A 26,396-nucleotide genomic window follows, 5' to 3' on the forward strand; every position below is an offset into this window, starting at 1 on the left:
TTACATTTTAAGGAGGTTTCTTAATGGAAAAACAAATTCTTGATGGAAGATTAGTTGCTGACAGTGTGAAAAATAGCTTGAAAGAAAGAGTGGAAAACCTTATTAAGAAGGGGATCACTCCATGCCTCGCTACAATTCTAGTTGGGGATGATCCATCCTCAGAAACATATGTAAATATGAAGGGAAAAGCTTGTGAAAAGCTTGGAATGAAATCAATAAAAATCCATCTCCCCAAAGAAACATCAACAGAGGAACTTTTAGAAACCATTCAAAAGTTAAATGAAGATGACACCGTACATGGAATACTACTTCAACACCCAGTCCCATCCCAAATTGATGAGCGAAAAGCATTCGATGCAATTGATATTCGTAAGGATGTTGACGGAGTAACAAGCTTTGGATACGGACAAACTGCATTAGGGTTTGGAAAATTTCCTTCCTGTACACCTGCTGCGATTATGAAAATCTTAGACTACTATGAAATTCCGATTGAAGGAAAACATGCCGTTGTTATTGGTAGAAGCCCAATCCTAGGAAAACCTGTATCTGCCTTACTTTTAAATGAAAATGCAACGGTAACGACCTGTCATTCACGAACTACCAATTTAGCAGAAATCGTAAAATTGGCTGATATCGTCGTAGCTGCCGTTGGAAAGCCAAACTTTATTCAAGGTGATTGGATCAAACCAGGTGCCGTTGTATTAGACGCTGGATATAACAAAGGAAACATTGGGGATGTAGATTATGAAGCTTGCCTTGTAAACTCAAGTGCAATCACTCCAGTTCCCGGTGGCGTAGGTCCAGTCACAATATCTATGCTTTTAAAACACACAGTTGATGCAGCGGAAGAATCATTAAAAGCAAATTAATCGAAAGGATGAGAGTAGTCTCATCCTTTTTGTTTGCTTAAAAATTGACTGGATTAGGATTAGTTAATGGAAGAAGAAGGTTCAAAGGATTGGAAAGACTACATAATAAAGTGGAAACCAATCAAAAAAAGTAAAAGACAGAACAAAAAAAGGATGAACCAGACAAGAAAAGAGAAGGACCATACAAAAAGGTGAAAACCACTCAAAAAAAGTAAAAGACAGGACAATAAAAAGAGAGGACCACACAAGAAAAGGGGTAAACCACACAATAAACTGAAAACCACTCAAAAAAAGCGAAGGACAGGACAATAAAAAGGATGAACCCCACAAGAAAAGAGAAGGACCACACAAGATAATGAGTAAACCACACAAAAAAGTAGAAACCAATCAAAAAAAATAAAAGACAGAACAATAATATAAATGTCAACGGAATTATGTACATTTTTGATTGTTTTAGAATGTACAATAATGTTTGTGAATGCAAACGTAAAGTGTTTATTTAATCAGTCCCCTACCTTTCGGAAGGGGAAATTTTGATTAAAATGGTAGTATTCCTAACTGTTCTTCTAGGTTATATATTATTTCTTTTAAATTATCATTTTCATTTTTTAGCTTTTTTATCTCATCTATTAATCTTGCGATTTTCGTTTGATCATCAATTCCTGGCTCATATGCCGTTCCTTTGCATCGCCATCAATCACTAAAAGCATACATATCCCATTCAGTAACTTGGTCATTTCTGTTAAGCGTGATTGTGCTGTTCATCCATTCTTCTACATCACTTTGGCTGCATTTTACCTCGTGCGAATGAAAAAAATTAGTTGCCCCTATGGCTGTATAAGTACCCATTCCATTAATCTCCTTTCTCAGTCATTCGTTCATTTTCTTTATCAAAATGATTTTTAAGACGATATGAGTCTCCTATTATATTGACTACAGTTGCGTGATGGAGGACTCGATCTAAAATGGCATTGGCTATTTTGGGATCCTGGAAAATTTCTCCCCATATTTTAAAGTTGGCATTTGTAGTTAGGATGGTGCTTTTCTTTTCGTATCTCATGTCAATTAGCTGAAAAAACAGTTTTGCATCTTCCGCGTCAATTGGAAGATATCCAATTTCATCGATAATAAGCAGCTTATATTTGGCATAATGCTTTAATCTATTTTCTAACCGATTTTCTAGTTTTGCCCTTTTCAAGTTCATGATCAAATCATTACATTTAATAAAATACGTACTGGTTCTTTTCTTAGCGGCAGCGATACCAATTGAGGTAGCTAAATGGGTTTTCCCGACCCCACTTGGGCCAAGAAAAATGATGTTTTCTTTTAACTCAATAAATCGCAATGTCGTAAAATCTAATATCTGTTGCTTATTTATGGAAGGTTGAAAATTGAAATCAAAGTCCTTTACTTCTTTCATGTGAGGAAATGCCCCAACCTTTACCATAGATCTCACCATGTTTATTTCCTTCATATCAATTTCGTAATCAGTGAGTTTGACTAATGTATCTACAAATGGAAGTTGATTTATGGTCATGAAATCAATTGTTTCATCAAGATGATTGATCATCTGCTTTAACTTTAAGTATTCAAGATTTTGTACAAGTTTTGCATAACTACTATTCATTTTTATACACCTCATTAATTGCCTCTAGATTTTTCTTTGCCAGTTCTTCAATATTCGTCGAAGAAGTCAGTCCCCTAGCCAATGTTTCTATGTAGTGTTCTTGTTTGTAATTGATTTTCAACGGGCTAATGGTATGTTCGACAATTAAATCCGTGTTATAATAAACAAAGATATGATTATCATATACTTGTAAACCTACGGTTTTTCCTATGTATCCAGCTGGAACTGAATACTGATTGGATTTGTAGGTGATCATATTGGAAGTATTTACTTTAACGAGTGTATGATCGATTTTATAGTGGTCTCTTATTCTTTCATTTGGTAGTGGGGATAAGAGATCTTTTTCTTTTTTTAATGCCAATACAGGTATTTTCCCTGTTCCCTGATGGTAGCTATGATTGATTCGATTGCACAGTTTTTGAACAAATTGATGAAGCTCTTCGTAGTCAAACTTTCCTTGATAAGCATGTATCTCGTCTAGTATCTTCATTGGGGCTTCTATCTTGGCTTTTGTATTGGGTCTTCCGGCAATACAGGGTTTGACTTTAAATCCCATATCCTGTGCGAATTGATCAAAACGTACATTTACTTTTCCTTTCGTGTATTTGGTTCGAGGCTCGTCCATGACAGTTTTCATATTATCAGTCACAATCGTTTTAGGAACTCCCCCAAGCGCTTCAAAACTTTCCGTCAGGAAAGATAATAAGACGCTTTGGGATTTTGAAAGGGATAAATAATATGTTCTAAATCTTGAATATGCAAGTAACAACACGGCAATATTCACATAGATGATTTCCCCATCTTTTGTAATATATCGGATATTTTCTTTCCAATCTAATTGTGCTTGTTCAGCAGGCGGTGTTTCGAAGCGAATAACTTCGCTGTGTGTTCCCTTTGGCTTCCCAGAATCAAAATACTTTTGAAATTCTGGTTTAGATGATATATAAGCTCTAAAGGTAGATGCAGCGCACTTTAACCCATGATTATCTTTTAAGTACTGCCATAGTACTCTTTTGTAATAAAATACTTGTTTAGAATCCTCTGATAATAACAGCGAAATGGTCCCGTAATATTCATCAATTTTTGATGTGCATTTCCGGGAAGTTTTGGGTACATAGCCCGAAAGATATTTATCAATCGTACGCCGATCAACCCCCATATCCCGAGCCAGGCTACTCTTATTAATTTTCATTTTTAAATTCTCCATCAACATTTTTAATTTCGGCAAATCTAAAAGACTACTAATTTCAATATCTGTATTAATACTTAATTGTAAATGCACAATATTCACCTCAAGAATATTATGCAAGATTATCGACGAAATTGTACATTTTTAGACAATCGTTTCTGTACATGATTAGGGTATCATTTATACAATAAAAAGGATGAACCAAACAAGAAAAGAGAAGGACCCCACAAGATAATGAGTAAACCACACAAAAAAGTAGAAACCAATAAAAAAAAGTAAAAGACAGGACAATAAAAAGTATGAACCCCACAAGAAAAGAGAAGGACCACACAAGAAAATGGGTAAACCGCACAAAAAAGTAGAAAACAATCAAAAAAAATAAAAGACAGAACAATAAAAAGGATGAACCCCACAAGAAAAGAGAAGGACCACACAAGATAATGAGTAAACCACACAAAAAAGTAGAAACCAATAAAAAAAAGTAAAAGGCAGGACATTAAAAAGGATGAACCCCACAAGAAAAGAGAAGGACCACACAAGATAATGAGTAAACCACACAAAAAAGTAGAAACCAATAAAAAAAAGTAAAAGACAGGACAATAAAAAGGATGAACCAAACAAGAAAAGAGAAGGACCACACAATAAATTGAAAACCAATCAAAAAAAGCGAAGGACAGGACAATAAAAAGGATGAACCCCACAAAAAAAACGAAAGACCACCCAAAATTTAAAAAACCTATTCCCAATAACCAGGAATAGGCTTCAAACAACTATCTACACAAAACTTTTTGTATTATTATTTCGACCAAATTTGTAGATTGCAATTAAGAAAAATGCAAGTGCAAAACCAAGTAGAATCATAAAGTTTAAGTACAAGCTTCCAAGTGTATTTCCTTCCTGAAGTGCTGTTATCGTAGACAATGTCCAGCGCTGTGGAAGGAAATTAGCGATTTTCTGGAGAGAGTCTGGCATAACCTCTAATGGCCAAAAGCATCCAGAAAGCATAACGGTAGGTAGGACAATTAAATTTTGCAGAGCATTTGCTGCACTCCTGCTATTTGAAAAGGAAACGATTACTAATGCAAGACCGACTGCGACCAAGGCAAAAGTAAATAACACTAGAGCTGCTTCAATCAATGGAATTTGAATATCGATATTAAATACAGTCGTTAACACCGTTAGGGTTATGATCACTTGGATTGTCATTACAATCATGTTTACAATGACATTAGACAGGATATATTTTCGTGCACTAATTGGTGTGGATAATAATCGAAAATAGGTACGATTTTCTTTCTCTGTTAGAATAATCTCTGACATATTTCCTGCTGACATGAGCATGATCATAATTAGGAAACCTACTGCTGTATAGGTCATTCCCTTTCCTTTAGACGTGTCTGATACGACTTGAGTTGTCACTTTAAAGGTACTTGTTTGAAAGTCCTTATACATTTTATCAAATGATTGTTGATTACCATCTGCTATTTGGCTAATAGTAGAAATATTATCGATGTATTGATACAAATAGGATTTTACATAACTAGTTATTGCCGCTCCTTTGATGGAGGTGATTTCGATATGTTGTGGAGATCCTTTTAAGACACTTTCAGAATACCCTTCATCGAGGGTGATAACGGTGTCGAGCGTTCCAGATGTTATTTTATCTTGAATTTGGGATTCATTGATTTTTGATACCTTTACATTTTTTAAACCTTGTAAAAATTTGACCGTATCTTGTGAAATTTCCTGTTGATCATGATTTACAACACCTACATGAAGGTTCATTTTTGTATCTCCACCATAGGCAACAAGGGCAATGAAGATCCCGATTAATGGCATGAATAGATACATGATGATATTTTTCTTTTTACGAAAGGTGACACTAAGCGTATTACCGACTAACCAAAGAATATCCTTCATTATAATCCCTCCCGTCTTTTTAAAAAGGTAACAGCGATCAATAAAAATACAATGGCGACACACATATTTATTGTAAGTGCTGGAATTGCAGCCGAAAAGTCATTCGCATAAATAATTTTTGTGATTGCTTGGTTCTCCCATGTTAAGGGGGAAAGCTTTGTAAGAAAATTCATCATTCCTTCTGGATTTTCGATTTTAAAATAAGCACCACCAAAAAAGGAGGAGAGTTGAATGACCAGCATAATAATGGTGGTTGCTGCTGCACTTGATTTAGTAATATAGCTTATTCCGAGTCCAAAGCTAACAGCTAGAATTACTTCAGTTAGTAGAACAAGAAATATCATCCAAATATTATCTCCCCAATTGACATGAAACAATAGCTTACTAAAGAAGACAACTAGCAATACACAAATGAAATTAAGTACAACATTTCCAAGAACTTTTCCGATGAAAATTTCACTCTTTTTTACTGGGGAGACAATTAAACGAATCGCTGTCTTTCGAATTCTTTCTCCATTGATTAAGGAGCTAGCAGACATCGCACCATAAAGAGCGATCATTGTTGTCATTACAATGGCATAGTAATCCATTGAGCCAGGTTGTTTATCAGGCAACAAAGAAGTCTCTTTAATAAATGATTCATGTTTCTGATTAGTAAATACCATTCCCACTTTTTCAGGAGCGACTTTGACTACTTGTGAAGCAATATTGTATTTATCAACAAATGAGGTTAACATGCCTTGAAGAATATTGCCCTCTATACTGTTTTGGTTATTTATATAAAGCTGAATGCCTTTTGGATTAATCTCGATATATCCATCATATTTATTCTGCTTCATGTCTTCTTTTCCATTAGCATTCTCAGCGGCTTTTTTAAAATGAATGCCTTCTTTTTCAGCTGCCTTAATGAATGGATTGAGATATTCGGAAAACTCTCCATTTGATTGGTCTTTATATAAAACATTCATATCGTCTATTGTTATACTTGCATTAAAAGTACTTGAAAGGGCAGTGCCTAAAACAAGCATTAAGACGATCGGAAAAGCAAGCATAAATACCAAAGTACGAATATCTAGAAAATCAGATTTGATTTCTTTCATCGCGATATGAAAAATATTCATTCCAATAACCTCCTTTCTGTATTTATTGATCTCTTAAATTTCTACCTGTCAATGTTAAAAATACGGTTTCTAAATTTGGTGCTTTTTCTTGTAGAGAGCGAATCTCAACATGACTACCTATAAAATGTTCAATAATTTGATTTAAATTATTCACACCTGTATCAGAATTGATTTTGATGCAGTTCTCATCTATTTGAACGGCTTCGACTCCATTAATAGCTTTGATAGCTGCAAGATCAATATTATCAGTAGATTTGACCTCAATCCAAAGATCTTTCGTATTGGTGATAATCGATTTAAGCTGTTCCTTTGTTCCTTCTGCAATGATTTTTCCATGATCAATAATAGCAATTCGTGAACAGATTTCCTCAACCTCTTCCATATAATGACTTGTATAAATGATCGTACATCCCATTTCATTTAGTTTTCGAACAGAGGTTAAAATATAATTTCTTGATTGTGGGTCGATCCCAACAGTTGGTTCATCCATGATAATGAGTTTTGGTTGATGGGCAATGGCACAAGCAATATTCAGGCGTCGTTTCATCCCACCTGAGAAATTTTTCGGATAACTTTTATGTTTATCTTGTAAACCGACAAATTCTAATGCTTCCTCTACACTCGCTCGGAGCGCATTTCCACGTAAACCATAAAGTCCTGCAAAGAATTTTACATTTTCATAGGCAGTTAAATCCTCATAAATGGCTAGATCCTGAGGGACCATTCCGATATTCATTTTGGCAAAACGGCTATTTTTCATAATGTTTTTGCCAAGAATATTGATGGTTCCTTCATTATGTCGTAATAGCCCTGCAACCATATTAATCGTTGTACTTTTTCCAGCACCATTGGCACCAAGAAAACCAAAGATTTCACCTTCTTGAACAGAAAGGGACATATTATCAACGGCAATAAAATCACCAAATTTTTTTGTTAAGTTTTTTATCTCTAAAACGTTCATCCTCTCACCCCTAAATAAGTTTGTATCGTAAGTATAAAAAAAAGAATGAACGAATATAAGTGTAATCGTTCATCCTTTTCATATGAAAATATTCATATTTTTTGTATGAGAATTTCATTTAGTCGATAGGAAGGAGAGTAGTAACGGAAAATCCATTAGTCCCATCAATGATTACTTTTCCATGAATGGATGCAGCACGTTCCTCCATACCAATGATTCCTAGCCCCTTTTTGATTTTGTCTGCCCCAGAACCATTATCCTTTACTTCAACTCTAATGAGCTTGTTCAGCACTTTCATGTCTACTGAAATAAAGGTGGCAGTCGAATATTTCAGTGAGTTTGTTAATGATTCCGTTATATTTTCATGGATAATTTTCCATTGGATTGGGGAAAGGATGTCCATATTTCCGTGATGAGTCAAAGCAGTTTTTATATGATGCTTGGAAGAAAACTCTTCAAGAAAGAGTTTCATTCGATGGATTCCAACTTGGGCTGTTGGAGGCTTCATATTTTTTAATGTTAAACGAATATTTTCTATGCCATCACTGGAAATATTAATAGCATTTTGCAGTAATTCCATTGCTTTCTCTTTATCAATTTCTAGTAAGCGTTTCGCTGCTTCCATTTGGATCAGGGCCCCTGTCATTGAATGGCCAATTTTATCATGGATCTCTTGAGAGATGCGGTTCCGTTCCTCCAATTTAAAGGTGTATTCGGATTGTCTAATGTACTCATTATTTTCGTTCAAATTTTTTGTCAGCTTTTGAATCGACTTTCTCATTGCATCAATTTGTTGTTCATTTTTTAGCATGACAATTTGATATTTCGTAGCAATGTTGAATATGATAAAGCTTGATATAGCAATCAAGAAATATTCTGGCTGTAATGCTTTTTCTATGTAAAAAATAGGAATGACAGAAATGGCCAGAGGAACCCATTTTCGTTCAATTATATGTGATGACAATTCAATTAGTGACAATGGCAATAGAAAAATAAACAAAGGATGGATGAATACATAGGCCAAAATGGATAGGGTAATAGATAATAGGAAGAAGATCCATTTTAACATCTTTTGCTTAAAAATATAGACAGCAATATTTATACAGAAATAACAAATGAGTGCAAAAACAAACCATGAAAGACTGTCAATTATACCCCGTATTCCATTGATAATGATAAAAAGTAAAATAAGAACTTTGTTTAAAATGATCCAATTTTCCATATTAATCTACTTTTCCTGTAATAAAATAAATCGCGATTTGTGTCCGATGCTCTAGACCAGTCTTTCCTAAAATCGAGGTAATATAATTAGCCACCGTTCCTTCTGAAATAAATAGCTGCTTAGATATTTCCTTATTTGAATATCCCTTAGCAATAAGAGACATAATATCTCTTTCTCTTGTCGTAAAAAGAGTGGGATCAATTTTTGTTTCAGTTTCCTTTGTTTCTAATAAATTTGACTTGATTTTTTCTAAAACAATATCCTGAATGATACTATTTCCGTTATACACACTTCTAATGGCATCTCTAATCCGTTCTGGTTCATTATTTTTCAATAAATAGCCTTTTGCTCCATTTTTTATTGCATCTAATATGTATTCATCATCATCAAATGTTGTTAATATCATTGGTTTCGTTTTAGTTTCTTCGGAAATGATTTTTGTTGCTTCAACCCCGTTCATATGGGGCATTCGTACATCTAATAATGCCACGTCTACCTCGTTATTTTTGCAATAGTCAACTGCTTCCTTTCCATCATTCAAGGTATCCAAAACTTCGAATTCCTCATATGTATTTAAAATGATTTTCAATCCTTCTCGGATAAAAGAGTTATCATCCGCAATGATGATTTTTATCTTCATATTCATCACATCCATTATTATAATCTTGTTCCAATATTACTATTATATGCCTACGATAAATGGAAAAAAATAAGTAAAAAAATGTTTTTAATCTTTTGTTAAGTACCTATTTGGATCTAGGGTCTGCTCTGAGAAGTGACCAGTCCTTTTTTTGTCGGAGCTGAATAAGTTGCTCATGCTACAAATAAAAGAACGAAGCGTCAATAACGCTTCGTTCAATTCATTTAGTATGCACCGCCAACAAAAGACGCGCCAACAATGATTAAAAGGATAAACAATACAACAATCAATACAAATGTTGATCCGCCACCATAGCCACCACCACTATAGCCGTAACCTCCGCCGTAACCACAGCTCATAAATAACACCTCCCTTTAACCAGATAATTTACTGTATGTAAGAGAGGTGCCATTTGAAATGGACAAATGTTTATTGTTGAAAATAAGTAATAAATTAGTCAGTAAAGTAATAATAATTGTTTAGTTAATATTGCTTTTGAAGATATATTTTTATTTCATCTAAATTGAGAGTTAGCTTATCATATTCATATAAATTAGGAAAAATTGCTGTGCTTCCATTTTGCAAAAGCTCATGAATTGTTTCCTTATAATTTGGAACTTGAATTTTTTCGTCATTTTCCAAAAAAGTGACTTTAACCATAGGGTCCTCCTATATTCATTTTCCTTTTTAGTATAATTTTACTATTACTTGTAAGATGATTCCAGTCGAAAGTGTTTTTAGAAAAATAGGGCAATATTCACAAACGTAAAAAAGAATCAATTTTATTGCTTAGTCCTAGTACTATGGGCAGTAGTAAAAGGGTGTAATATAGAATATAATTTAATTAACAGAATTTTCTCACTCTAATCTTATAAGTGAGCCGTTCCAATCAGTTGACAAGCTGCATATATTTATAAGTAAGATAGTGGATTTATGAAGGCTAATTATCGTGTGTAGTTGCCTTCGAGCTCTTTTCTTCAGCTAGTACTTTCAATCGGTAGTAGAAAAAATAGTAAAATTTTTAAACACTGATTAGTTAAGAGCTTATAGAAAAGGGGGAAGATTATATGTTTCAAATTTATGATGTAGCTTTAATCCCACTTATTGCTGGATTGGTAGAATTGGCTAAACGAGCAGGACTTCCAATTAAATACTCCCCATATGTAGCGATTATTCTTGGACTTTTACTTAGTTTTTTTTATCTCACAGATAATATTAAAGAAGGCATTATTGTTGGACTAATGTTGGGCCTATCGGCAAGTGGTCTATATAGCAGTTCAAAAAATATAACCAAAAATAGTAATGGAAAATAGCATAATTTGTCACTATTACCTGGGAAATCATGAAAGTTAAGGTAAGGATTTGCCGAATAGGGTATTCATAAAAAAAAACCGCGATCACAATTTCGCGGTTTTTTTTTATGAAGTCAGTTTTTGCTTTGAAAAGAAACTATATCAATAGTTATTTTCTTCTTCTGCATTTTCTTCGTCATCATAATTATTATTTGTATCCACATTTGCCACATTATTTTTTAGTTCTAAATGTGTGGATAACTTTGTTTTAATTTCTTCAAGTGCTGCATCATCAAGTTGATAGTAGTATACACCATCAATCATTGAGTCAGTCCCTGCTAGTGTTAGTGATTCAATATTTAAATGACCTGAAAGACCATAATCAATTAGTGATTTCATTTCTGAAAATGTCATATTCGTTGTCATATTTGATCCAATCGCATCGATTAAATTACTATACTTTGTAGCGGATTTTACTGAGATAGCTTTATCTAAGATGGCCTTCATAATTTCTTGCTGACGTTGTCCCCTCATGATATCGCTGTCTTGTTTACGCGTTCTGGCAAGTGCAAGTGCCTCTTCACCATTTAATGTTTGAAGTCCTGGATCCAAGCGAATAGCATGCTTTTTATCATTTGAATCAATTTCGGAAATTTTATATGGTACCTCTACTTCAATCCCATCTAACGTATCAACGATCTCCATAAATGCGTAGAAGTTCATTTCTACATAGTAATCAACAGGGATTTTAAGCAGATTTTCAACCGTATCAACAGTTGATTTGATCCCTCCATACGCATGGGCATGATTAATTTTGGTTTTATAGCCAACATCATCTATATATACATAGGAGTCTCGTGGAATACTAAGGAGTTTTACTGTTTTTTCTTTTTCATTTAATGTTGCTAACATTAAGGCATCTGAACGGGTAGCATCACCATAATTTCTTGCATCACTACCATCTACCCCTATAAATAAAATCGAAATATTATCTGTATATGGATCTACCTTTGCTTCTCGATATTCTGATTTTCCTTTTCTCCCGTCTATTTCCTTATATGAATCATTAACCGCTTTTTCTGCCTTTTTATATAGAATGGCACCATATGCCGTGAATGAACATGCTAGTAATAAGATTGGAAAGATAACCAACCATGCAATAAGTTTTCTTTTTTTCTTTTTCTTATTCATACTTTTCTCCTGTCTTCCCATACCCACACTCCTTATAAAAAAGTTTGTTTTAAGGTTAAATGTTAATTTTTTGAAGTTTCGATTTTGTAGCAAGATTGAATTTGTATAATCTCAGATTCATTCTAGACGGTTACAAATGATAAAAAGTTTCATATTATTCTATTTTTCTCATAAATTATGTCAAATTTTATTTTACTATGTATATTATTGACTGTAAAATGAATTTTTTGTAACGCGCTTTTCCTATTTTTTTCAGCTTTTTCTAATATAGTGATTTTTGCAATGAAAATTTCGATATCGGGTGTAGGGGATGGGTGTAAAGGTAATAAAATAAGGTTATATGCTATATGTGTAAAATATCTTTTTATATGAAAGCATCCTTATATATTTATTAATTTATTTTACGCAGAAAGATTGAAGAGTTGCCAACTTTTCTAAAATATTGTTGCTATTGATTACCTTGAAAGACTTTCAATCCACTTAGAAAAGAGCTACTATCTTCAAAGTCACGCTGGATCCTTATTAGATATAAAAAAATGTACAAAATCAAAAAAAGAGCTATGAAGTATTCACAGCTCTACTAATAAAATTACTGAGGATCAACATCGAATTCGAGATAGAGAGACTCTCCAACTGTAATGGTCGCTTGACCGTTTGTTAATTCTGTTATCCAGTTAATAAAGGTCTCATGATCATCTTCTTCTACATAGGTTTCAATTTCAACATGATCCAAGTAATGAATGTCTTTTATTTGATAGATGGAAGATCGTAGCTCATTTTCAATTTTGCCTAACCAAGTATAGTCGATTTTTGTCGTAATAATGGTCATTCTCTTTCTTTCGACAATCCCAGTTGCATTAATCCCTTCAGAAGTAGACTTACCGTAAGCACGAATTAATCCACCGGCTCCTAATTTAATTCCTCCAAAATAACGTGTCACCACAACAACGGTATCTTTCAAATCACGTTTTTTCAATACTTCCAGCATAGGAATACCGGCTGTACCAGTAGGCTCTCCATCATCATTTGCCTTTTGAATCTGATTTTGTTGTCCGATCATATAAGCTGAGCAATTATGAGTGGCATTCCAGTGTTTTTTCTTTATTTCTTGTATAAAGTGAAGGGCCTCTTCTTCGGTTGTTGCACGATGGATATGGGCAATGAACCGAGACTTTTGAATAATGATCTCGTGTTCACCATCCCCTTTAACCGTATAATACTTTTTTAACATCTATTTCACTCCTATAGTACATTCAAAGTTCAAACGTTTTTCTTCTTTCACTATAACAAAATTTAAACAGCGAATTAAATGTTTTGATACTCACATTTTTCTATCATTTTAATCTTCCTAAAATTAAATGATATAATAAAAGAGTTGAAATAAAATTTATAGAGGAAATTCAAGTATTTGTAGCGAATATATCTTTGTTACTATAGGTTTTCCTTCTATCAAACTTTTAGATTAGGGATATTTTACTAACTTTTTAATTTACACATTTTTCGCATAGAATCTTTTTGTAAATAGAGGTAAAATTACTCTAACTTAGAGGAAGTTTGCCTTGGAGGAATGGAGATGTCACTGAAAAAAATTGATGTAAGGACATTGGATCAAATCTTGGAAAAGATGATAAATACCGTTGATTCTAGCAAATCCGAAATCTTCCAAATCGGAGAACAATGCCGCCAAGAGTATGAAACTCTCTCTGATGAGTTAAAAGAAGTAAAAGTAATGGTTTCTCAAGTGATTGATGAGGGAGAAGATCTCGAAGTAAAAACTCGTCAGTCAAGAAGACGTCTATCTATTGTTAGTCAGCATTTTCGTGATTATACAGAAGAGCAAGTTCGAGAAGCATATGAAATTGCTCATAATTATCAGATGAAATATTCAATGAATCTCGAATTAGAGAAGCAATTACGTAGGAGACGGGATGAATTAGAAAGAAGGCTCATTCATTTAGAGGCAACAATTGATCGTGCAAATAATCTTGTATCACAAACAAGTGTCGTATTAAATTATTTAACAAGTGATTTAAAGGAGATTGGTAGTGCACTTGAAGATGCCAAAGAAAAGCAAGATTTTGGTCTTCGTGTTATAGAAGCACAAGAGGAAGAAAGGAAACGGCTTTCACGGGAAATTCATGATGGTCCGGCACAAATGCTTGCAAATATGCTCCTAAGATCTGATTTAGTTGAAAAGGTCTATCGTGAGCAAGGAATTGTAAATGCATTAGAAGAAGTGAAAAGCCTAAAAAAAATGGTAAGATCCTCTTTATCTGAGGTTCGACGTATTATTTATGATTTGCGTCCTATGGCATTAGATGATTTAGGTTTAGTTCCGACCCTCAGAAAATACCTAGAACGAACCGAAGAATATAATAGTGGGGTAACGTTCCGTTTTATCAATCTAGGTCAGGAATATCGTCTACCATCAAAATATGAGGTAGCCCTATTTCGCTTAGTTCAGGAATCTGTCCAAAATGCGATTAAGCATGCGCAAGCGAGTGAAATCCATGTGAAGATCGATATGCAACAAGATAGTGTATTCCTTATTGTGAAAGATAATGGAAAAGGTTTTGATGTTCGTGAGAAAAAAGAAGGTTCATTTGGAATCATGGGCATGAGAGAACGAGTTGAAATTATTGATGGAAAAATAACGATAGATTCTAAAATTGGTGAAGGAACCATTGTTATGATACAAGTGAAATTTGATTAACCCTATAAAAATTGAAATATATGAAATTAACACAATTGTGAAAGTGTCTTTGAAAAAACACTTTATAAGGAGGAAAAAAGTGTGACTACAAAAATCGCTATTATAGATGACCATCAATTGTTTCGTGAAGGTGTCAAGAGAATACTAGAATTCGAAAAAACATTCGAAATTGTCGCAGAAGGCGACGATGGTGCTAGCGCCCTTCAGTTAATTGAAGAAACAAAGCCAGATGTAGTATTAATGGATATTAATATGCCAAATAAAAACGGGATTGAAGCGACGCGTCAATTAGTAGAAACATATCCTGAAACAAGAGTCATTATTTTATCCATTCACGATGATGAAAACTATGTAACCCATGCACTAAAAACAGGTGCTACAGGCTACCTTTTAAAGGAAATGGATTCAGATGCATTAATCGATGCAGTCAAGGTTGTGGCAGATGGAGGATCCTATCTTCACCCGAAAATCACTCGTAACCTTGTTGAAGAGTTCCGTCGCTTAGCCAATCGCCATAATAATGGTACAGGCTATCAGCAACCGGAAGTGGTTCGCCCACTACATCTACTTACACCACGTGAATGCGAAGTTCTCCAATTACTTGCAGATGGAAGAAGCAACCGTGTAATTGGTGAAACTCTTTACATAAGTGAAAAAACCGTTAAAAACCATGTCAGCAATATTCTGCAAAAAATGAACGCCAACGATCGTACCCAAGCAGTCGTTGCAGCAATCAAAAATGGTTGGGTTGAAGTAAGATAATTTTGATCAACACTCCTCAAGTTCGATTGAGGAGTGTTTTTTTTTTGGTTGGAGGAAAGGGAGCTTGGACGGATAAAGGGTGAATCGCGTGGAAAATGTGTTTAAGAGTGGAGCTTGAAACAGATAAAAGGGTAAATGGAGTGGAAATGTGTCTCAGGAGTGGGACATGAGACAGATAAAATGGAAATGAGGAGAATAATGTGTCTCAAGACTGGATCTTGAGACAGATGAAGAGGGAGAAAGGAGAATAATGTGTCTCAAGACTGGATCTTGAGACAGATGAAGAGGGAGAGAGGAGAATAAAGTGTCTCAAGACTGGATCTTGAGACAGATAAAGAGGGGGAAAGGAGAAAAATGTGTCTCAGACCAGGGGCTTGAGACAGATAAAGAGGGGGAAAGGAGAAAAATGTGTCTCAAGACCGGATCTTGAGACAGATAAACAGAGAAAAAGGAGAAAAATATGTTTCAGGCCTAAAGCTTGAAACAAAGAAGGGGTAAACGAAGAGAAAGATGCTTTCAAGAAAGACGAAACGGATAATAAATGAATAACTTAAAAAGAATACCTCGACCATAATAAAGTTCAATCGTTGACCACTAACTTAAATGAAAAATAGAAAAATTAACATTCCTCAAATTTTTTAGTTGACCAACTTGTATATACAAGTTAAGATAAAACTATAAGTTCTATCTTGTATATACAAGCAATAAATTATTTGTAAGCGGTATCTATTATTCTTTTAAAATCTTTATTATTTGCCAGTTCCTTTACAGAATCAGATTATAGGGAATAATTTAAGGAATTATCAGAAAGGGAGAATTGTAATCGTATACAAAATTTTCAAACGCTCTTCGCATGGTTTGTCGCTTTTTTCATGTAAATAATCTGGCTAGGTTGTCTTTTTGTATCCTAATTTCAACAGAAAAACAATAAGTAGTTGAAAATCCTAATACCGAATTTTACAAAAACAGCAGCAAAAGACTTAGAAAAGAGCATGATAAAAAACCGTGAAAATGAAAACGGTAACAGGAGGATGGGAGAAATGAGTGTTAACAAGCATTCGGTTGAACAAATTGTTAAAGCAATTGGTGGAAAAGAAAATATCGCAGCTGCCACTCACTGTGTCACTCGATTACGCTTTGCCTTAAACGATGAAAGTAAAGTAAACAAAGAAGAGCTGGAACAGATTGATCTTGTCAAAGGTGCATTCTCTGCAAATGGTCAATTTCAAGTAGTTATTGGTCAAGGTACGGTTGATAAGGTTTATGAAGAATTGGTCCGCCAAACAGGGATTGGGGAATCCTCTAAGCAAGAAATCAAAGATGCTGCTGCTAAAAAACTTAATCCGATTCAACGAGCAGTAAAAACACTTGCAGACATCTTTATTCCAATATTACCAGCCATTGTGACTGCCGGTTTATTAATGGGTATCAACAATGTATTAACTGGTCAAGGTATATTCTTTGATAAAAAATCGCTTGTCGAGGTGTACCCACAGTGGAGTGACTTTGCAAGCATTATTAACTTAATTGCGAATACTGCATTTACCTTTTTACCAGCATTAATTGGTTGGTCAGCAGTAAAGAAGTTCGGTGGTAATCCATTATTGGGGATTGTGCTTGGATTAATGCTTGTACATCCTGATTTATTAAACGCGTGGGCTTATGGATCAACGAAAGAAATACCAACTTGGAATCTATTTGGATTAGAAATCCAAAAAGTAGGTTATCAAGGTCAAGTATTGCCAGTTTTAGTGGCATCCTATGTATTAGCGAAACTAGAAATATTTTTGAAAAGACGGATTGCTGATGCGTTTCAACTTTTACTAGTTGCCCCGATTGCCTTATTGATTACTGGATTTTTATCATTTATCGTTATCGGTCCAATTACTTTTGCTATTGCAAATGTGATTACAGATGCAGTCGTTGGCATTTTTCATGCAGTACCAGCACTTGGTGGAATTATTTATGGTTTACTATATGCACCACTAGTTATCACAGGAATGCATCATACCTTCCTAGCGGTGGATTTACAATTGATCGGATCAACTGGAAGCACTTTTCTTTGGCCGATGGTCGCTCTTTCAAATATCGCTCAAGGTGCAGCAGCACTCGGAATGATGTTTGCAACAAGGGATGAAAAGCTAAAAGGTCTATCGTTAACATCTGCAATTTCAGCATTTTTAGGAATTACTGAACCGGCAATGTTTGGTGTTAATTTGCGCTATCGTTTTGCCTTTATTGCAGCGATAATTGGTTCCGCTATCGCAGGAATGCTTATTACCATTAATGGAGTAGAAGCACCATCCGTCGGTGTAGGTGGCTTACCGGCCTTCCTATCGATCTTCCCACAAAATTGGGGGGCATTCTTTGTCGGAATGGCCATTGTGCTAGTTGTACCATTTGTATTAACAATCATTTTCGCGAAGTTCAAAAAATCAAACTAATCTAATGGAGAGGGTTGTCGATTAAGGGGGCACGACCACTTAGATCGACAACCCCTTCAATAGAAATAGAAAAAGTGGTGATATAAGATGAAACAACCTTGGTGGAAAAAAGCAACTGTATATCAAATTTATCCAAAAAGCTTTTATGATACAACGGGAAATGGAGAAGGGGACCTACAAGGAATCATTCAAAAATTGGATTACCTATCTGAGCTTGGAATCGATGTACTTTGGCTAACTCCGATATATGAATCCCCTCAAAATGATAATGGCTATGATATTAGTGATTATTATCAAATTTACAAGCCCTATGGAACGATGGAAGGCTTCCAATTACTTTTACAGGAAGCACATAAGCGCGATATTAAATTAATAATGGACATTGTAGTTAACCATACATCAACCGAGCATCCGTGGTTTAAACAGGCACGAGCTTCTAAAGATAATCGATACCGTGATTTTTATATTTGGAAGGACCCGAGTCCAGATGGGACAGCCCCTAATAATTGGAGATCTAAATTTGGTGGATCAGCTTGGGAATTTGACGAGCTGACAGGGCAGTACTATCTCCATTTGTTTGATGTTACCCAAGCGGATTTAAACTGGGAAAATGATCAGCTCAGACATGAAGTATATAAAATGATGCATTATTGGTTTGAAAAAGGGGTAGATGGTTTTCGTTTAGATGTTATTAATTTAGCTTCAAAGGATCAACGCTTTCCAAATGATCCAACAGGGGACGGGAGAAAGTTTTATACAGACGGTCCAAGAATACACGAATTTCTACAGGAAGCAAATCAGGAGGTATTCGCAAAATATGAAGCGATGACCGTTGGTGAAATGTCATCCACATCCATCGAGGATTGTATTCTTTATACAAATCCTGAACGTCACGAGCTTAGTATGACCTTTAATTTTCATCACTTAAAGGTAGATTATGACCAAGGAGATAAATGGACACTAGCGGATTTTGACTTTATAAAATTGAAAGAAATACTTTCTACATGGCAAACAGAAATGCATCGAGGTGGTGGTTGGAATGCTTTGTTCTGGTGTAATCATGATCAACCACGAATTGTTTCACGATTTGGAGATGACAAAAAGTATTGGAAGCAATCCGCTAAAATGCTCGCCACGACCATTCATATGATGCAAGGCACACCTTATATTTATCAAGGTGAAGAAATCGGAATGACCAATCCAGGCTTTCAACAAATTGAAGATTATCGTGACGTGGAATCCTTGAATGCTTATGAAATCATGAAGGAAAAAGGCTATTCTGAGGAGAGAATTTTAGCGATTTTACAGGAAAAGTCTCGTGATAATTCACGTACACCTGTTCAATGGAATAACAAGGCTAATGCAGGATTTACATCGGGAACGCCATGGATTAATGTAGCATCTAATTACAAAGAAATTAATGTAGAAAATGCTCTCCATGATAAAGATTCTATTTTCTATCATTATCAAAAGCTAATCCAGTTACGTAGGAATTATGACATCATTACAGATGGGGATTATCAATTAATATTGGGAGACCATCCAGAAATATTTGCTTATGTTCGTAATGGTAAGAATGAAAAATTAATGATCATTAATAATTTTTATGATAAAGAGACTTGTTTTGAATTACCTAAAGAAATCGATATAGAAGAGTACGACATTCAAATTCTATTGTCCAATTATCCAGACTCAAGTAAACGTATGAATAGACTCCAACTACGTCCTTATGAGTCAATCATTTTTCACTTAAAAAAATAAGCATTGTTTATCAGGCTAGTTCTTTGTACAATGACAAATATAGGAATTAATTATTAAAGGCTTTTTTCTTTAGCAATTTACTCTACAAAAACGGCCTTTCAAAATGAGCTGAAAAAACGGTGATATACAATGCGCGTAAATAAGTTTTTAACCATCTATGAAAATTTAGTTGAACGAATTCAATCAGGAAATATTAAGCCAAACACAAAACTACCATCGGAAAATGAATTAGTTGAACAGTATGGAACATCTCGTGAAACCGTTCGAAAAGCATTAAATCTTTTATCTCAAAATGGGTATATTCAAAAAATAAAAGGCAAGGGTTCTTTTACTTTAGATGTAGGAAAATATGATTTCCCGGTATCTGGTCTAGTAAGCTTTAAAGAATTAGCTGAAAAAATGGGGAAACCGTGGAAAACAATCGTCTGTGAACTAGATTTAGAGAAACCAGATCCCTATATTCAGAAGCAACTAAATATAAATGGAAAAGATTTAGTTTGGAAGATTGCTCGTGCCAGGGAATTGGAGAATGAACGAATCATTTTGGACAAGGACTATGTACTACAATCCGTCGTTCCAACATTGAGCAAGGAAATTTGTGAAGGTTCTCTATTTGCTTATCTTGAAGGAGAACTAGGCCTAAAAATAAGCTTCGCCAAAAAAGAAATATCTGTAGATGAACCAACCGAAGAAGATTATCGTTATTTAGATTTAAAGGATTATAAGCATATTGTCGTTGTTAAAAACTATATTTACTTAGAAGACGCTAGTCTGTTTCAATACACGGAATCAAGACACCGTCTCGATAAATTTCGTTTCGTAGATTTTGCTAGAAGGGGACATTGATGAAGTGCACTGCGCTGTAGTGCGCTTTTTGAATTTTTTACCATATTTATGTAGTATTTCTTACATATACACTTAAGAAGTTGTCTATATCAATCATATTCAATAAAATAAAGATATTATGATTGAAAGGTCGTGTCCGATGAATATACATAAAACGAGACTTCTGCTTATCTTTATGCTAGTAGGGGCGCTAATGCTAGCTGCTTGTGGAAAAGAAGAGGAGTCGTCAGATAAACAAGAAGATACAAAGGTAACTACAAATAATGAGCAAGAAAATAGCAATGCTTCATCTAGCGAAAATATTGGTGAATCCACGCCGCCACCAATCCAGGAGGCAGAAAATATCCCGGCTAAGGAGAAAAAGGCTCTACTTGCTGCATTTGATCAACATGTTAAAACCTTTAATCAAAAGGATCTAGATGGTTATATGAGTACCATTTCGAAAAATCCGACCTCTTTTAAGTTAGATGAAGAACGTGATTATATAAAAAATATCTTTGAAACAACTGATATTCAAATCAATCCGCAAAATGTGATTATTATTGATTATAAGGACAATGAAGCCAATATTTTTACAGAAATGAAAACCATCGTTTCGGAAACTGGCTCTAAGAAAAAGGTCGAACAATTAAGTCGTCAAATTAATACGTTCAAAAAAGAGGATGGGCAGTGGAAATTAAACGCCACCTTTGCGATGGAAACAAAATAAAAAAGATTGTCTATTTGGGATCTGATCCTATAATAGACAATCTTTTTTTCTGTTATAAGAGAGGTTGAGGCCCAAGAAAATTGCCCCCTTTTATAAGGCTACTAATTATCCGAAAAAGGACGTTTCTTTAATTCCTTCCTACGTTTTCCTTTAACTAAAACAGCTCTTTTATTGTGATAAGTTCGGAACAGATTTTCTGCTGGTATACTTGCTACAGCGGTTTCTTTCTTCGCTGGTTTATATTCAAATGAGTCTTTCAAAAAGGTAGCTTTCACTCTTTTGGATATTTGAAAATATGGAACCCAAATGAGTGTGTATATAAGGGATTGTCCTATTTCCTTATAGGCACTGGCTGTATATTCGGGTTGAATATTCTTGTAGGCGTCCAAAGTATAGATGGTGTTAACGACAAGAGCAGTATCAATAATTTGTAAAATAAGACTACCAACTAAATAGTAAATCATTGCTTTCGGAAAAAGACGATTCTTTTTAAACATAAGTACTAATAAGAAAATAGGTACAATGACAAAAAAGATACAATTAATCACTACTTCAAAAATAATGATTGGTACAAATAATGGATGATAGAAATCAGATCCAGCGGTAGTAATTTCACGCCAAACCTCTGGTTGGAAATAATCTACTACTATATCTTTAACGAAAAAAATTGAAGCTATAGTCGTTAATAGTAAGCTAATCATCACAAGAATTAACCAGCCACCAATTCCCTCATATTTTGAAATAGGTGTTAGTGCTCCAGACTTCATGAAGCCTCCCCTTTCATATCCAAATTATCCTAAAATATCCACTCTCTATAAAGCATAGATGATTCAATCTAGAAGTTGAACAACTATTTTTAAAATTCCTACTAAGGAACTAGATGGAAAATAATTGAGGGCTTAGGTTATACTAGCTATACATTGATCAGTGGATAGTCGATTTGTTCGAATAACAATAGAATCGAAAAACTTGCACGGAATTTTTTTTCTTTTATAATGAAGGTATTGTGAAAAAAAGTTGAAAGGCGGCAGATGACATGCAAATAGGTATGGTTGGTTTAGGTAAAATGGGTTATCAGCTTTCATTAAACCTTATGGAAAAAGGACATGCAGTTTCAGCATATGATGTAAATAAAGAATCAGTAGATAATATTTCTAAAGATGGTGGTCAAGGAGCCTATACATTAGAAGAACTTGTGAAACAGCTTGATCGTCCACGTAAAATTTGGATGATGGTTCCTGCAGGCGAAATTACAGAGCAGGTTTTCAATCAATTGCTTCCATTACTTGATGAAGGAGACATTCTCATCGATGGCGGTAATGCACATTATAAAGATTCATTAAGACGCTATGATGTAGCTAAGGAAAAAGGTGTTTCTTATCTTGATTGCGGTACAAGTGGCGGTGTAGAGGGTGCTCGTAACGGTGCATGTACAATGATTGGTGGAGACAAAGAAGCCTTTGATCAAGTAGAAAGTATCTTCAAAGAAATCTCTGTTGATAAAGGGTATTTATATACTGGGAAAGCAGGAAGCGGTCATTTCCTAAAAATGATACATAATGGAATTGAATATGGAATGATGCAAGCAATCGCTGAAGGCTTCGAAATCCTAGAAAAAAGCCCATTCGATTATGATTACGAAAAAGTTTCAACTGTATGGAATAATGGATCAGTTATTCGTTCATGGTTAATGGAGTTAATGGAAAATGCCTTCTCTAAAGACAGGAAACTAGATAAAATCAAGGGTGTTATGCATTCATCAGGTGAAGGGAAATGGACTGTTGAAACAGCACTTGACTTCCAAACAGCTGCTCCTGTTATCGCATTATCTCTTATGATGCGCTACCGTTCATTAGAGGATGATACATTCACTGGTAAAGTAGTTGCTGCACTAAGAAATGAATTCGGCGGACACGCAGTAGTAGAAAAATAATAGATAAGCCATTTAAAACACTTAAGAAACCAAATGTTTCTTAAGTGTTTTTTTATTTTTTGATTGTTTGCATTCGTAACGAGTCATTCGTATAATAGTGTTTTGATCGTATAGGTGTCCAAACTATAAATTCCCCTTTCCAATCTGGGGATTCTTTTATAAAATGGAAATAAAACTAAACTGAGGATGATTAAGAGAAAATGAAAACAGTTATCGTAACGGACAGTACAGCCTATATCCCGAAGGACGTCCGAGAAGAGTTAAACATACATATGATTCCACTGAGTGTCGTTATTGGCGGAGAAACCTATGAAGAGGAAATAGATATTACTGCTGGACAATTCTATGAGGAATTAAAAAGACAGGATCGCCTGCCAACCTCATCCCAACCATCATCAGGTCAGTTTGTTGCTTTATATGAAAAACTAGCAAAGGACTATGATGCGATCATTAGTATCCACCTTTCGAGTGGGATTAGTGGAACCTATCAAGGTGCAGTAACCGCAGGAACAATGGTTGAAGGGGTAAAGGTATATGCCTATGATTCGGAAATTAGCTGTATGGCACAAGGCTTTTATGCTATTGATGCAGCAAAAATGGCAGCGGAAGGGAAATCCCCTGAAGAAATAATCTCCCGAATTGACGAATTGAAAGCATCCTTACGTGCCTATTTCATGGTCGATGATTTATCCAATCTTCAAAGAGGTGGACGTCTTACAAGTGCACAAGCCATTATTGGAAGCTTGCTAAAAGTGAAACCTCTCCTTCATTTTGTGGACAAGGTGATTGTTCCATTTGAAAAAATCCGTACCCGCAAAAAAGCAATGAATCGAATCAGTGAACTAATTGGTGAAGATGCATCTAAAGGAACAGCCTTAATGGCATCCATCATTCACGCAAATCGTGAGGAGGATGCAAAGGAATGGAAGGCTGAACTCGAACAGCTCTATCCAAATGTAGATTTCTCCATCAGCTATTTTGGCCCGGTCATTGCCACTCACTTAGGTGAAGGTGCGATGGGCTTAACCTGGACAATAAAGTAAGTGAATAGGGCTGTCTGTTATCAGACAGCCTATAAAAAGGAGTGAAGAAATGACTCAGCCATTCTCACAAGAACTTCAAACCTTTCTCTCAGGACGTAAACTCCTCTTAACTGAAATTCCCTTTCCGAAAGCACTTATCCAAAAACATCTCGACAATAAATTCATTGCCTCTCTACCAGGAATTACCCAAAATAACAAATTTCAATGTGAACGTTGCGGAAACACGTTTCCATATCTTTTTGCGCAATTCCCATGTGCGAATTGCCAAACAAACTGTACTTATTGTCGGAATTGCCTCATAATGGGACGAGTCTCCACTTGTACACCTCTTTACCATTGGATTGGTCCCCCACCAGAAATGGACCTAACAGAATCCACTTTAGAGTGGAGTGGTACCCTATCCCATGGACAACAAACGGCGTCTAAGCGTGTCATTGAAGCGGTTCATACAAGATCTGAGCTTTTGGTTTGGGCGGTATGTGGAGCAGGAAAAACAGAAGTACTTTTCGAAGGCATCAATGAAGCGTTAAAGCAAAAACAGCGGGTATGCATCGCAACTCCAAGGACAGATGTTGTCCTAGAGCTCGCACCTAGACTACAAAAGGTATTTCCCACTATCCAAGTTGTGGCCCTTTATGGTGGGAGTGAGGATCGAAACCAATTTTCTCCACTGACAATCTCCACCACCCATCAATTATTTCGATTCTACCATGGATTTGATCTCATGATTGTCGATGAAGTTGACGCCTTTCCATATTCCTATGATCATACCCTGCAATGGGCAGTGCAAAAAGCTGCAAAAAATAATGCGACAAAAGTCTACTTATCAGCAACTCCAAACCAAATATGGCAACAGGAATGCCTCTCTGGAAAACGTCCCTATGTCACCATCCCCGCAAGATTCCATCGTCAACCATTGCCAATACCTGAATTTGCTTGGTGTGGCAATTGGAAAAAGTCCTTTGAAAAAGGGAAACTTCCTCCGAAAATTGAGAAGTGGATCAAAGCAAGATTGCAAGCAAATAAGCAAGCATTAATCTTTCTTCCAAACATCAAATTAATGGAAAAAATAGCCCCACTTTTTCAACAATTACATTCAAACATAGAAACGGTTCATGCTGAGGATCCCAATCGTAAGGAAAAAGTAGAAAGAATGCGGAAGAAAGAAACCCCTGCTCTACTCACTACGACGATTCTGGAGCGTGGTGTCACCTTTCCAAACATTGATGTCGCGATAGTAGGAGCGGAGGATGGAATCTTTACCGAAGAAGCCCTCGTCCAAATTTCCGGCCGTGTTGGTAGAAGCGCCCAATATCCAAAGGGAACAATTACTTTTTTTCACCATGGTAAGACAATGGCAATGAATAGAGCATACAGCCATATCGTTCAGATGAATAAAGAAGCAAGAGGAAGGGGATTGATTGATGCATGATTATTGTTTGATTTGCCATATACCAATCGCATTTGAACCGAAATGGACTACACTTTTCCTACCGCAGCCTCCCAAATATTTATGTAATGACTGTGAAAATAAGCTTATTCCAATCAAACAACCAATCTGTCATATCTGTGGTCGCCCAATGGAAAAACTCCCAAAGGAATATATTGTAGAAGAAACCCTCTGCCTCGATTGCCAACGATGGGAAGAAGATCAGAAATGGAAAGGAGTGCTTGATAAAAATATTTCTTTGTATGAGTACGATGATTTTCTTAAGGACATCATCGCACGCTTCAAATTCCGAGGCGATTATATTCTTAGCAGAATTTTTTCCCAAAAAATAAATGAGATCTTAAAGACTCTCGATTATAGTGCCATCGTCCCCATCCCGCTTAGTCAAGAAAGATTAAAGGAAAGAGGCTTCAATCAAGCAGCAGCACTCGCTAATGAAGCAGAATTACAGGTAATGGATATTCTACATCGCACCCATACCGAAAAACAATCAAAAAAATCACGACAAGAACGGATACAGCTTCATCAAATTTTTACAGTAAGTAACCCTTCAGCAATTATGAACCGATCCATTATCCTGATTGATGATATATACACAACAGGGTCAACTCTCAGACATGCGGCGAAGGAACTGAAAGAAGCAGGTGCAAATTCTGTAACAGCTCTTACGGTAGCACGTGGATAAAAAAGTAAATTAGGTTTA

25 protein-coding genes are annotated in these 26,396 nt (G+C 35.3%); 12 read left to right on the top strand and 13 right to left on the bottom strand.

Translation table 11 applies throughout. The features are described from left to right. Positions 1-23: 23 nt before the first annotated feature. The gene (locus MHI39_RS05830; protein WP_259549201.1) at positions 24-869 is read left to right on the top strand and encodes a tetrahydrofolate dehydrogenase/cyclohydrolase catalytic domain-containing protein; all 846 of its coding nucleotides are present in this window, start codon (positions 24-26) and stop codon (positions 867-869) included. A gap of 693 nt (positions 870-1,562) precedes the next feature. Here the strand turns inward: MHI39_RS05830 and MHI39_RS05835 are convergent. From MHI39_RS05835 to MHI39_RS05880, 10 genes are all read right to left on the bottom strand, one after another. Beyond that, complete coding sequence (locus tag MHI39_RS05835) at positions 1,563-1,718, bottom strand: hypothetical protein (protein WP_161809585.1); 156 nt, start codon at positions 1,716-1,718, stop codon at positions 1,563-1,565. 4 nt (positions 1,719-1,722) lie between these two features. Continuing rightward, positions 1,723-2,496: an IS21-like element helper ATPase IstB gene (gene istB, locus MHI39_RS05840; RefSeq protein WP_058006956.1), complete on the bottom strand. Its 774-nt coding sequence runs from the start codon at positions 2,494-2,496 to the stop codon at positions 1,723-1,725. Next, positions 2,489-3,778 carry an IS21 family transposase gene (gene istA / locus MHI39_RS05845; protein WP_259547020.1) on the bottom strand — a complete coding sequence of 430 codons (1,290 nt, stop codon included), beginning with the start codon at positions 3,776-3,778 and terminating at the stop codon, positions 2,489-2,491. Before istA ends, istB begins: the two co-directional genes overlap by 8 nt. Positions 3,779-4,459: 681 nt before the next feature. Beyond that, positions 4,460-5,605, bottom strand: coding sequence for an ABC transporter permease (locus tag MHI39_RS05850; protein WP_071975056.1), 1,146 nt, complete (start codon positions 5,603-5,605; stop codon positions 4,460-4,462). Further along, on the bottom strand, positions 5,605-6,726 hold the full coding sequence (locus tag MHI39_RS05855; protein WP_342540888.1) for an ABC transporter permease: 1,122 nt from the start codon (positions 6,724-6,726) through the stop codon (positions 5,605-5,607). The genes MHI39_RS05850 and MHI39_RS05855 overlap by 1 nt, the downstream gene beginning before the upstream one ends. 22 nt (positions 6,727-6,748) lie before the next feature. Further along, entirely contained in the window at positions 6,749-7,687 is a 939-nt protein-coding gene (locus MHI39_RS05860) for an ABC transporter ATP-binding protein (protein ID WP_071975054.1), read from the bottom strand. Positions 7,688-7,805: 118 nt separating this feature from the next. Continuing rightward, complete coding sequence (locus MHI39_RS05865) at positions 7,806-8,909, bottom strand: sensor histidine kinase (protein WP_078109168.1); 1,104 nt, start codon at positions 8,907-8,909, stop codon at positions 7,806-7,808. Position 8,910: 1 nt separating this feature from the next. Next, positions 8,911-9,549, bottom strand: coding sequence for a response regulator transcription factor (locus MHI39_RS05870; RefSeq protein ID WP_071975052.1), 639 nt, complete (start codon positions 9,547-9,549; stop codon positions 8,911-8,913). 224 nt (positions 9,550-9,773) lie between these two features. Then, a complete protein-coding gene (locus tag MHI39_RS05875; protein ID WP_235813286.1) occupies positions 9,774-9,839 on the bottom strand; it encodes a YjcZ family sporulation protein in 66 nt (21 codons plus the stop codon). 193 nt (positions 9,840-10,032) lie between these two features. Next, positions 10,033-10,209, bottom strand: a complete 177-nt coding sequence (locus tag MHI39_RS05880) for a hypothetical protein (RefSeq protein WP_158022171.1) — start codon at positions 10,207-10,209, stop codon at positions 10,033-10,035. Between the two features lie 407 nt (positions 10,210-10,616). Here MHI39_RS05880 and MHI39_RS05885 point away from each other — a divergent pair, with 407 nt between their 5' ends. Further along, a complete protein-coding gene (locus tag MHI39_RS05885; protein ID WP_058003582.1) occupies positions 10,617-10,862 on the top strand; it encodes a hypothetical protein in 246 nt (81 codons plus the stop codon). Positions 10,863-11,003: 141 nt separating this feature from the next. On the opposite strand, the gene MHI39_RS05890 is transcribed toward MHI39_RS05885, so the two are convergent. Together MHI39_RS05890 and MHI39_RS05895 are read right to left on the bottom strand one after the other, a co-directional pair. Beyond that, entirely contained in the window at positions 11,004-12,053 is a 1,050-nt protein-coding gene (locus MHI39_RS05890; RefSeq protein ID WP_071975051.1) for an LCP family protein, read from the bottom strand. 568 nt (positions 12,054-12,621) lie between these two features. Further along, positions 12,622-13,263 (bottom strand): YigZ family protein, encoded by a 642-nt coding sequence (locus tag MHI39_RS05895; protein WP_058003584.1) that lies wholly within the window; start codon positions 13,261-13,263, stop codon positions 12,622-12,624. 342 nt (positions 13,264-13,605) lie between these two features. On the opposite strand from MHI39_RS05895, the gene MHI39_RS05900 reads away from it, so the two are divergent. The 6 genes from MHI39_RS05900 (at position 13,606) to MHI39_RS05925 (ending at position 21,267) form a co-directional block, all read left to right on the top strand. After that, positions 13,606-14,745 (top strand): sensor histidine kinase, encoded by a 1,140-nt coding sequence (locus MHI39_RS05900; RefSeq protein WP_078109169.1) that lies wholly within the window; start codon positions 13,606-13,608, stop codon positions 14,743-14,745. Between the two features lie 81 nt (positions 14,746-14,826). Beyond that, positions 14,827-15,507, top strand: a complete 681-nt coding sequence (locus MHI39_RS05905) for a response regulator transcription factor (protein WP_058003586.1) — start codon at positions 14,827-14,829, stop codon at positions 15,505-15,507. Positions 15,508-16,547: 1,040 nt separating this feature from the next. Continuing rightward, positions 16,548-17,951, top strand: a complete 1,404-nt coding sequence (gene treP, locus MHI39_RS05910) for a PTS system trehalose-specific EIIBC component (protein WP_071977775.1) — start codon at positions 16,548-16,550, stop codon at positions 17,949-17,951. 87 nt (positions 17,952-18,038) lie between these two features. Continuing rightward, positions 18,039-19,712, top strand: a complete 1,674-nt coding sequence (gene treC, locus MHI39_RS05915) for an alpha,alpha-phosphotrehalase (protein ID WP_259549208.1) — start codon at positions 18,039-18,041, stop codon at positions 19,710-19,712. A gap of 129 nt (positions 19,713-19,841) precedes the next feature. Further along, a complete protein-coding gene (gene treR / locus MHI39_RS05920) occupies positions 19,842-20,558 on the top strand; it encodes a trehalose operon repressor (RefSeq protein WP_259549209.1) in 717 nt (238 codons plus the stop codon). A gap of 139 nt (positions 20,559-20,697) precedes the next feature. Further along, positions 20,698-21,267 carry a nuclear transport factor 2 family protein gene (locus tag MHI39_RS05925; protein WP_180212406.1) on the top strand — a complete coding sequence of 190 codons (570 nt, stop codon included), beginning with the start codon at positions 20,698-20,700 and terminating at the stop codon, positions 21,265-21,267. A 101-nt stretch (positions 21,268-21,368) separates the two neighbouring features. On the opposite strand, the gene MHI39_RS05930 is transcribed toward MHI39_RS05925, so the two are convergent. Then, positions 21,369-22,034, bottom strand: coding sequence for a DUF2569 domain-containing protein (locus MHI39_RS05930; protein ID WP_259549210.1), 666 nt, complete (start codon positions 22,032-22,034; stop codon positions 21,369-21,371). Positions 22,035-22,303: 269 nt separating this feature from the next. On the opposite strand from MHI39_RS05930, the gene gnd reads away from it, so the two are divergent. The 4 genes from gnd to MHI39_RS05950 all read left to right on the top strand — a co-directional run bounded on the left by gnd (position 22,304) and on the right by MHI39_RS05950 (position 26,378). After that, on the top strand, positions 22,304-23,200 hold the full coding sequence (gene gnd, locus MHI39_RS05935; protein ID WP_259549211.1) for a phosphogluconate dehydrogenase (NAD(+)-dependent, decarboxylating): 897 nt from the start codon (positions 22,304-22,306) through the stop codon (positions 23,198-23,200). Between the two features lie 200 nt (positions 23,201-23,400). Continuing rightward, on the top strand, positions 23,401-24,243 hold the full coding sequence (locus tag MHI39_RS05940) for a DegV family protein (protein WP_259549212.1): 843 nt from the start codon (positions 23,401-23,403) through the stop codon (positions 24,241-24,243). 49 nt (positions 24,244-24,292) lie between these two features. Further along, complete coding sequence (locus MHI39_RS05945; protein ID WP_342540892.1) at positions 24,293-25,675, top strand: DEAD/DEAH box helicase; 1,383 nt, start codon at positions 24,293-24,295, stop codon at positions 25,673-25,675. After that, the gene (locus MHI39_RS05950) at positions 25,668-26,378 is read left to right on the top strand and encodes a ComF family protein (RefSeq protein ID WP_259549288.1); all 711 of its coding nucleotides are present in this window, start codon (positions 25,668-25,670) and stop codon (positions 26,376-26,378) included. The genes MHI39_RS05945 and MHI39_RS05950 overlap by 8 nt, the downstream gene beginning before the upstream one ends. The last annotated feature ends 18 nt before the right edge of the window (positions 26,379-26,396 follow it).

The sequence above is a fragment of the Heyndrickxia sp. FSL K6-6286 genome (assembly GCF_038630395.1).
In the GTDB taxonomy this organism is placed as follows: Bacteria; Bacillota; Bacilli; order Bacillales; family Bacillaceae_C; genus Heyndrickxia; species Heyndrickxia oleronia.

Coding starts and splice junctions, on each gene's coding strand:
- istB (WP_058006956.1), bottom strand. CDS start 2,496: ATGAATAGTAGTTATGCAAAACTTGTACAAAATCTTGAATACTTAAAG.
- MHI39_RS05870 (WP_071975052.1), bottom strand. CDS start 9,549: ATGAAGATAAAAATCATCATTGCGGATGATAACTCTTTTATCCGAGAA.
- MHI39_RS05860 (WP_071975054.1), bottom strand. CDS start 7,687: ATGAACGTTTTAGAGATAAAAAACTTAACAAAAAAATTTGGTGATTTT.
- MHI39_RS05925 (WP_180212406.1), top strand. CDS start 20,698: ATGAATATACATAAAACGAGACTTCTGCTTATCTTTATGCTAGTAGGG.
- treR (WP_259549209.1), top strand. CDS start 19,842: ATGCGCGTAAATAAGTTTTTAACCATCTATGAAAATTTAGTTGAACGA.
- MHI39_RS05900 (WP_078109169.1), top strand. CDS start 13,606: ATGTCACTGAAAAAAATTGATGTAAGGACATTGGATCAAATCTTGGAA.
- MHI39_RS05890 (WP_071975051.1), bottom strand. CDS start 12,053: ATGGGAAGACAGGAGAAAAGTATGAATAAGAAAAAGAAAAAAAGAAAA.
- gnd (WP_259549211.1), top strand. CDS start 22,304: ATGCAAATAGGTATGGTTGGTTTAGGTAAAATGGGTTATCAGCTTTCA.
- treP (WP_071977775.1), top strand. CDS start 16,548: ATGAGTGTTAACAAGCATTCGGTTGAACAAATTGTTAAAGCAATTGGT.
- MHI39_RS05945 (WP_342540892.1), top strand. CDS start 24,293: ATGACTCAGCCATTCTCACAAGAACTTCAAACCTTTCTCTCAGGACGT.
- MHI39_RS05940 (WP_259549212.1), top strand. CDS start 23,401: ATGAAAACAGTTATCGTAACGGACAGTACAGCCTATATCCCGAAGGAC.
- MHI39_RS05880 (WP_158022171.1), bottom strand. CDS start 10,209: ATGGTTAAAGTCACTTTTTTGGAAAATGACGAAAAAATTCAAGTTCCA.
- MHI39_RS05850 (WP_071975056.1), bottom strand. CDS start 5,605: ATGAAGGATATTCTTTGGTTAGTCGGTAATACGCTTAGTGTCACCTTT.
- MHI39_RS05950 (WP_259549288.1), top strand. CDS start 25,668: ATGCATGATTATTGTTTGATTTGCCATATACCAATCGCATTTGAACCG.
- treC (WP_259549208.1), top strand. CDS start 18,039: ATGAAACAACCTTGGTGGAAAAAAGCAACTGTATATCAAATTTATCCA.
- MHI39_RS05895 (WP_058003584.1), bottom strand. CDS start 13,263: ATGTTAAAAAAGTATTATACGGTTAAAGGGGATGGTGAACACGAGATC.
- MHI39_RS05930 (WP_259549210.1), bottom strand. CDS start 22,034: ATGAAGTCTGGAGCACTAACACCTATTTCAAAATATGAGGGAATTGGT.
- MHI39_RS05835 (WP_161809585.1), bottom strand. CDS start 1,718: ATGGGTACTTATACAGCCATAGGGGCAACTAATTTTTTTCATTCGCAC.
- MHI39_RS05885 (WP_058003582.1), top strand. CDS start 10,617: ATGTTTCAAATTTATGATGTAGCTTTAATCCCACTTATTGCTGGATTG.
- MHI39_RS05830 (WP_259549201.1), top strand. CDS start 24: ATGGAAAAACAAATTCTTGATGGAAGATTAGTTGCTGACAGTGTGAAA.
- MHI39_RS05865 (WP_078109168.1), bottom strand. CDS start 8,909: ATGGAAAATTGGATCATTTTAAACAAAGTTCTTATTTTACTTTTTATC.
- MHI39_RS05855 (WP_342540888.1), bottom strand. CDS start 6,726: ATGAATATTTTTCATATCGCGATGAAAGAAATCAAATCTGATTTTCTA.